The following is a 7,886-nucleotide window of genomic DNA, read 5'->3' on the forward strand; positions in this document are numbered from 1 at the left end:
TTGAATATTCTGCCAGAGAAAAACCCTGTCGAACCATTATTTGATTCTAATTTAATCCGTTTTTTTCCAAAATGGAATTATAAAATTGTGTACAGAATAGAAACCGACAGAATTTATATTCTTGATATTTTTCGACATACCAAAATCCTAAAAAATTTAAAATATAGTTTTTAAATGACTTTAAATATGATTTTGAATAGTTATTTATTACAAAACTGCTGTTATCAATTGGCTTAGTTTTTCGGCAAGGACTTTAAAAACATTTTTCTCTTTTCTCCTTTTGCATCGTCGAATTCTACAATGCATTCGTAATTAGATATTTTTATTATTTTCAAAGGCATTTTTAGATTATTTTTCTTATCAAACATGGTTATTGTTTGATTTTCAGAATTATATTCCCATATTCCTTTTTGAGTGGCATTACAACTTATTGATTTAACTTTATGATTTTTATAAAAAATCATTGTATCGTTTTGATGTTTTCCTTTTGGTAAAGAAACTTCTCCGTTTTGTTCATATTTTTCTAAAACCCATTGGTTAACTATTAAGTTTTCAAAATTTTCTTTTTCTTGCGCTTCTACTAAGTTTAAGTTTAAAATCACTAAGACTATAAGAAGTATTTTTGATGTTATTTTCATTTTAATATTTTTTACTAAGCTTGCTAATATTATATATTCAACACAAATTTTCTAACTCAACCAATAAACACCCATCACCGCAGGAATAAAATAAATCACAATAGTTCTAGCTCCGTCATAATCTTTGGCAATGCGTTGTCCAAAAAGCAACATAAGCAAAGTAACACAAGACAAACAAGCGCCGTATTTTCCAAAGGTTGTTCCGCCACTTATAGACATTTCGATCATTCCTACAATGCATAAAATTCCAGCAACAATCTCGAAAACCAGCAATGTTTTTAGTGCAAGCGGCACTTTGTTAGCAAAGATTGTTCCTGAGAAATGCTCGGTTAGCCAGGACACATTTCCGTTCCAATCGGTATATTTATCATATCCGGATTGCAAGAACGTAATGGCAAGAAATAATAAGACAAAAAGCGAGGCAAGGTTTTCCATAAGGTTTATTTTTTATGAATTAATCGTGTTAATTTTATAGATAAATCAGTCAAAACTATTTTTGCATTTCCGTTGCGTTCTATGTGATAAATTGCATCAGAAAGTTCTTTAAATATATCATTTATATTGTTTCCGTTTACAAACGGCGCAAATTTTTCTAAACTAAATTTTTCGACAGCTGTTTCCAGATAAACTAGTTTTTCGGTTTCGTAATTTAATAATAAAGCTTGTCGAAACATTTCGATACAAAAATGCAAGAATTTTTTTTGTGTTTCACGTCCCAAACCTGCTATTTGCTCACTCCACAATATTAAATCTTGAATTGCCTCCGCATTTCCTTTGGCTCTAAAAGCGGCACGAACCCAAGTTACGAACCATTCTTCAAAAGATAAATCATCATTTATTTCGTGACAAAACTGTAAAGCTTTGTTGTAATTCCCTTGCGATTTGTGCGCTATTTTTTGTGCTTTTTTTGGCTCAATATTTTCATTAGTAATTAATGATTTGGCAATAGCATTTTCACTTAGTGCCGAAAAATGCAATACTTGACATCGGGAACGAATGGTTTGTATAATATCTTCTTCGTTTTCGGCGATTAAAATTAAAACGGTTTTATCCGTTGGTTCTTCTAAAAGTTTTAACAATTTGTTTGAAGCATCGATATTCATTTTGTCGGCCATCCAAACAATCATAATTTTGTAACCGCCTTCATAGGCTTTTAGCGAAAGTGATCTTAACATTTCTGAAGCATCTTCAACCCGAATTAAACCCTGTTTATTTTTTACATCGAGAATAGTATACCAATCGAAAATGCTTCCATAAGGTTTTTCGGTTAGAAATTTTCGCCAATCGGTGAGGAAATCGACACTTTTTGGTTTGGCTTTTACTTCTTCTGTAGTTACAGTTGGGTATACAAAGTGCAAATCAGGATGGGAAAAATGTTCGAATTTTAAGTTACAGGAATCTAAACCGCCAGAATTTTCGCAATTGTTATTATTACATAAAATATATTGTGAATAAGCAATAGCGGCTAGTAAAACGCCAGATCCTTCAGGACCAATAAATAGTTGTGCATGCGGAATTCTTCCAGCGGTTGCGCTTTGTGTTAAATGATTTTTGATATGTTCGTGACCCACGATTTGACTAAACTGCATATTGCAAATATAAGTTAATACAATAAATGATGCAATAAGATTAATTTTAGAAAAAATAAAGATCAATAGTACTTGGTTTTTTGTATATTTATCTGAATTCTAAATAGCATTTGTTTTACAACTAAAGAGAATTTTGTTGGTGAAATAGAGATAAAACAAGATAAAATAATTTAGTAATTTGTATTTTGTCGGTATTTTTAACAACAAATTTTGCTCAATATTAGGAAGTTATCATAATAAAAAATATTTTTGCACCTGTTAAATGGCAAAAAAAGCATTAAAAACACTTGTTAATTATACAAATTTTAATTTTTTTTAGCATTCAAAATATTTTTGGCACGCTTTTAGCAATGTAATTTAAAAAACAATAATACGTTCAATTTAATACATCTTTTAAATTTTAAAAACAAGTGAATTTAATTTTTTTTATTAAAAAGTTATTAGAATCTTGCAAATTCAATTTGAAGGTGTGTTTTGGAAACAAAAAAACTTTTAAATTATTAAAATTTTAAACAAATTACCATGAAGAAAATTATCTTTTTAAGCTTATTCTTATTCTTAGCAGTAAGCAACGTAAACGCACAAAAAACAACCAAAGCTGTTGGAATTATAAGCTCTGGGGCTTCAGTAAGGAAATTCCATGAAAAAAGCGAGCTAGAAACAATGCAAAAAGGACAGTTGCTAGAATTGTATATTGAGCGAATCAAAGTGCTTGTAAATACATTACCTTATATAGCATTAACGACTAAGCCGGGAGTAACTATGCAAGATGTGGGAATTCCTGCTAATGTAGATAACGAGAAAGTTTTAACTTTGCAACAACAAAACACATTGACATTTCTTAACTCAACTGTAGATTTTCAAAGAACAATGACACCATACGCAGACAAAGGAAATTTAGTAACTTCAATATTGTACTATGAGTCAATGTTGAAAGAATTGAATCAGATAAACGAATAATTATCCCCATATAATTAACTTAAATCCTAATCCACATGAAAAACCTAGTACAAATTAAATGGATGTTGCTTCTTGTAGTTTTTTCTGCAAGTGCACAACAAGAGAAAGGTATAATTGGAGCTAGTAACTGGCTAAACAATTGGACGGAATTTAAACCGAACAAAACTGAATACAACGAAACTAATCAGATTTTGTACGGGAAAATCACTACAAATACAACGTTATACAAAAAGAACACGTATCTTTTGCAAGGTGCTGTTTATGTGACAAATAACGCTGTGCTTACAATTGAGGCGGGAACAGTTATAAAAGGAGATTTTGATACAAATGGTGCTTTGATTATTACTAAAGGTTCTCAAATTATAGCAAATGGTCTAGAAACAGATCCAATTATTTTTACCTCTAACAGACCTGTAAAAAAAGCAGGTGACTGGGGTGGTTTAGTTATTCTTAGTGATGCACCGATGAATAAATTTGGAGGTTCTTCTTCTTTAAATTTTGATCTTGATTCAAGCCAAACTATTTATGGAGGAATAAACCCTCAAGCTAACTCTGGTGTTGTAAGATTTTTAAGAATAGAATTTGCAGGAAGAAAAATAAAAGGATTTAAAGATTATAATGCTTTGTCTCTTGCAGGTGTTGGAAACAAAACAATTATCGAAAACGTTATGTGTAGTTTTTCTGCAGGAAATTCATTCGAGATATTAGGTGGAGATGTTATAGTAAGTAAATTAGTATCGTTAAGATCTAACGGAGATGATTTCAAATTTACTCAAGGAGTACAATGCAAAATGGATAATTCAATTGCTATTAGACACTCTCTTTATTCTTCTTCTACAAGATCAAGATGTATGAATATTATTTCTTATGAAAAAAAAGAAGAAGCAGACTTATCTAAAAATCTTACAAATGTTGTCGCTATGAATTGCACCCTTGTTAACACTACTGAAAATTTAAGTAGCGATATAGCAAGCGGATTAGTAAAAGAAGGGATTTTTATAGGGAATAACGCTTCATTTACATTCAAAAGAAGTATCGTATCAGGTTTTAATCCAGCAGCAATATTAGCTCAAGATGTAAAATTGGAAGCAAGTACTTTTAAGAAAATTAAATTTGAAGAAACCTACTTTAATAGTTGTAAAGGAAATATTTTTGTTGAAAACTCAACAAACAATGAAGACCTTGAAGATTATTATGGAAACACATCTTTCTTTAATGTTTATGAAAACACAGACAATAAAGAAATGTTTTTAGACATATATAATCTAAAAAACAATCCAGATTTTAGACTGAAAATTAGTAAAATTACCGCTTCCAATTCTAAATAAAGAATTAGAAATACGGGTTTTAATAAATCCATTAAGAGGAATTTTCTCTTAATGGATTTATTGAATTTTATTAAATTCAGTTAAAAAAGAGTTGTTTTTTTGTAAAATGTTTTCAAAGCTTTTGTTTAAAATTAAATGAAGTTATTATGAAAAGTAAAATTACTATTCTTTTAAATAAGTGTATTTTCGTTTTTGTTTTACTGACGTTCTTTTCGTCAATAAAGGGTTTTGGGCAAACTATTAGTTCTCCAACACATGGTTTACCTGGTAACCCAGTAACCCAGTATTGTGCAAACGAAGGAACGGTTCAGTACAATTCAACATTTACTATAACAGGAATATTCAATCCGGGTAATCAATTTAAGTTAGAGCTGTCTAACGACGTTGGAGTTTTTGCCGCAACACCACCAGTACTTTCATCTACAGCAACTTTTGTAGGACTTACAGGAACATTTACTAATTTTCTTATACCAGTTGGAGTATCTGGAACTGGATATAGGTTAAGAGTTGTAAGTACATCACCTACAATTATAGGAAATAGTAATACTGCTATTTCTGCTTACCACCAACCATTTAACGCTACCTTTAATTTAAACGGAGGAACATCTCCAGTAGATATTTGTGGTGGTGGAAACTTTACACTTAATATAGACAACGGACCACTCTCTAATGACTCCCCTGTAGACTACCCATCGTTAAAGTACAAATGGTATAAAAACAACATATTAATTTCTGCCCAAACTTCTTCCTCTTTGAGTGTAAGCACATCAGGAAGTTATCATGTAGCAATAGATTATGGTACATGTAGCCCAGGGATAAACCCAGTTGGAAGTTCTCCTGCCATAATGGTAAATATTGTTACTGTAGGATTTACACCGCCAATTTCTGCAAGCGGTGGAAGTACAATTTGCCCGCCAGGAACAAACACATTAAGTACTACAGCAGGATATACGTATCAATGGTTTAAGGATAATATAGCTATACCAGGAGCAACAGCATTTAATTATGTAGCTACACAGCCGGGAGATTATTATGTAACAGTTGGTCAAGGGAGCTGCTCATCAACATCTAGTGTTTTTAACTTATCGGTTCCTGGATTTTCAGCTAGCATTGATGTAGATGAAATACCACTAGAAAACATTATAGCAGCTGATGAAACCAAAATTATTACTATAACTTCGAGTGCTGTAACACCAGTATACGAGTGGTACAAAAATGGAGTTTTGGAAGCATTAGCAACAACAAACTCATACAGTACATCAGATTCAGGAGATTACAAAGCCACTGTGAGACAAACTACAGGTTGTTTGGCGGAAAAAACATTTTTCTTTAAACTAAAAGAAGGAGTAAATCCAGTAAAAATACCAAACTTGATAAGCCCTAATGCAGATGGAGAAAATGACACATGGGAAATACCTCAAGAATATACAAATGTAGATACTGAGGTTATGATTGTTAGTCCCATAGGAGAAATTGCTCTTCAAACAACGAATTATGATAACAAATGGCCACAAACAGAAATTGTTTTTACGGCTGTAAATCCAGTATATTATTACATAATTTCTAAAGGCGGAAGCCCAATAAAAAAAGGATCCATTACAATTATAAAATAGCATGAAAAAAGAATTTATAAGTTTACTATTGATTTTAGGTTTCATTTTACCTAATTACGCCCAAGAAGGTGGTGTAGTTTCGTTTGACGTACCGGCAAAAAACTCATTAAAATTTAATAAATTCTTAATAAACCCAACATTTAGTTTTGTTCGCGAAGACGAATCTTTTATTAGTATGTACAATAAAAGACAATTTTCAGGATTCGAAAACGCTCCACAAGCTTACTTCGCAAGTTATTCAGGAAAATTCAGAGAAGACAATGGTATTGCTTTCGGTTTGTTTCAAAGAAATTATGGAGTATTAACCACTTTTGGAATCGTAGGAAACTTTGCCAGAAACATAGAATTATCAAACGATAGTAATTTTACTTTTGGTTTAAATCTTGCTTACGTAAATAGCGGTTTAAACACAGGAAAAATAATAACAAACACAACAGATCCAGCACTTCAAAACATACCTAAAAACTCACTTGCTACTATTAATCCAGGAATAAATTATAGCTCAGGTTTAATGGATTTTGGTATATCTGCAAATAATATTTTCTTTTATAATTTTGGTTCAGGATTAGTTACTGACGACCCTACAAAAAGCTTTGCAGGTCATATCATGTACACAGGCTACATGAACAATTCAGGTCTTTTTGAAAACGGAAAATTCTCTGTTATAGTAAAAGGAGAAGCCGCAAAAGGCAAAACTATTTTTTCAAGTAATCTACTCATAAATGCACCTAAAGCGGGTTGGGTCCAAGCCGGATATAACAGTCTTTACGGAATATCTGGAGGTGTTGGACTTACAATAGCAAAAAAATTATCAATTGGTTATACCTTAGAAAAAGGAATAGGAAACTTATCAAATTTTGGACTGTCTCATGAAATCACTTTAGCATACAAACTAAAAGGATATGGCGATTTTGAAGACTATAAACCAATTGTAAAAGCAACTAAAAAAACAAATCCTGGAACAGGAACAAAAGGTATAGCTGTTAAGAAAAAATCACCTGCAGAACTTCAGAAAGAACGAGCGGCAGCATTAGCATTAAAAGCAGAACAAGACAAAGCAAGACTCGAAGCAGAACGTTTGCGTAGAGAAAAAGATTTAGCTGATGCAAAAGCTAAAGCTGAAGCTGCTGCAGCTCTAAAAAAATCGGAAGCCGAAAGATTATTAGCTTTACAAGGAAAAGACAAAGCACTTCTTGAAGCAGAACGTTTGCGTAAAGAAAAAGACGCTGCAGATGCAAGAGCAAATGCTGCAAATGCTGCAAGACTTAAAGCAGAACAAGACAAAGCCAATGCTTTAGCAGATGCCGAAAGATTAAGAAAAGAGAAAGCAGATGCAGCAGCACAAGCTAAAATAGATGCAGCAGCAAAAGCAAAAGCAGATGCTGATAAATTAATATCTGATGCCGCTAAAGCGAAAGCCGAAGCAGAGCGTTTACGTAAAGAAAAAGCTGATGCTGACGCCAAAGCTAAAGCAGATGCAGCCGCACAAGCAAAAGATGCTGCGGACAAATTAAAATCGGAACAAGATAGAGCGAAAGCCGAAGCAGAGCGTTTGCGTAAAGAAAAAGCAGATGCTGACGCCAAAGCGAATGCCGATGCAGCCGCACAAGCAAAAGAAGCTGCAGATAAATTAAAATCAGAACAAGATAGAGCTAAAGCCGAAGCAGAGCGTTTGCGTAAAGAAAAAGCTGATGCTGACGCCAAAGCGAATGCCGATGCAGCCGCACAAGCAAAAGAAGCAGCAGACAAATTAAAATT

The 7,886-nt window shown here is 32.5% G+C and carries 7 protein-coding genes; 4 read left to right on the forward strand and 3 right to left on the reverse strand.

Translation table 11 applies throughout. The features are described 5' to 3' along the window. Window positions 1–233 precede the first annotated feature (233 nt). From ACHZC3_RS10555 to ACHZC3_RS10565, 3 genes are read right to left on the reverse strand one after another with little or no spacing between them, the layout of a single operon-like run. Complete coding sequence (locus ACHZC3_RS10555) at window positions 234–638, reverse strand: hypothetical protein (protein WP_394759824.1); 405 nt, start codon at window positions 636–638, stop codon at window positions 234–236. 51 nt (window positions 639–689) lie between these two features. Then, complete coding sequence (locus ACHZC3_RS10560; RefSeq protein ID WP_394759825.1) at window positions 690–1,073, reverse strand: DoxX family protein; 384 nt, start codon at window positions 1,071–1,073, stop codon at window positions 690–692. A 5-nt stretch (window positions 1,074–1,078) separates the two neighbouring features. Further along, window positions 1,079–2,227: an ATP-binding protein gene (locus ACHZC3_RS10565; RefSeq protein WP_394759826.1), complete on the reverse strand. Its 1,149-nt coding sequence runs from the start codon at window positions 2,225–2,227 to the stop codon at window positions 1,079–1,081. Window positions 2,228–2,749: 522 nt separating this feature from the next. Between ACHZC3_RS10565 and ACHZC3_RS10570 the strand changes: the two genes are divergently transcribed. The 4 genes from ACHZC3_RS10570 to ACHZC3_RS10585 all read left to right on the forward strand — a co-directional run. After that, complete coding sequence (locus ACHZC3_RS10570; RefSeq protein WP_394759827.1) at window positions 2,750–3,187, forward strand: hypothetical protein; 438 nt, start codon at window positions 2,750–2,752, stop codon at window positions 3,185–3,187. Window positions 3,188–3,222: 35 nt separating this feature from the next. Further along, on the forward strand, window positions 3,223–4,515 hold the full coding sequence (locus ACHZC3_RS10575; RefSeq protein WP_394759828.1) for a hypothetical protein: 1,293 nt from the start codon (window positions 3,223–3,225) through the stop codon (window positions 4,513–4,515). A gap of 146 nt (window positions 4,516–4,661) precedes the next feature. Beyond that, window positions 4,662–6,128 (forward strand): gliding motility-associated C-terminal domain-containing protein, encoded by a 1,467-nt coding sequence (locus tag ACHZC3_RS10580; RefSeq protein WP_394759829.1) that lies wholly within the window; start codon window positions 4,662–4,664, stop codon window positions 6,126–6,128. 1 nt (window position 6,129) lies between these two features. Beyond that, window positions 6,130–7,886, forward strand: a 1,757-nt coding sequence (locus tag ACHZC3_RS10585) for a PorP/SprF family type IX secretion system membrane protein (RefSeq protein WP_394759830.1), incomplete at its 3' end; no start/stop codon positions are given.

Source organism: Flavobacterium sp. (assembly GCF_043720215.1).
Classification (GTDB): domain Bacteria; phylum Bacteroidota; class Bacteroidia; order Flavobacteriales; family Flavobacteriaceae; genus Flavobacterium.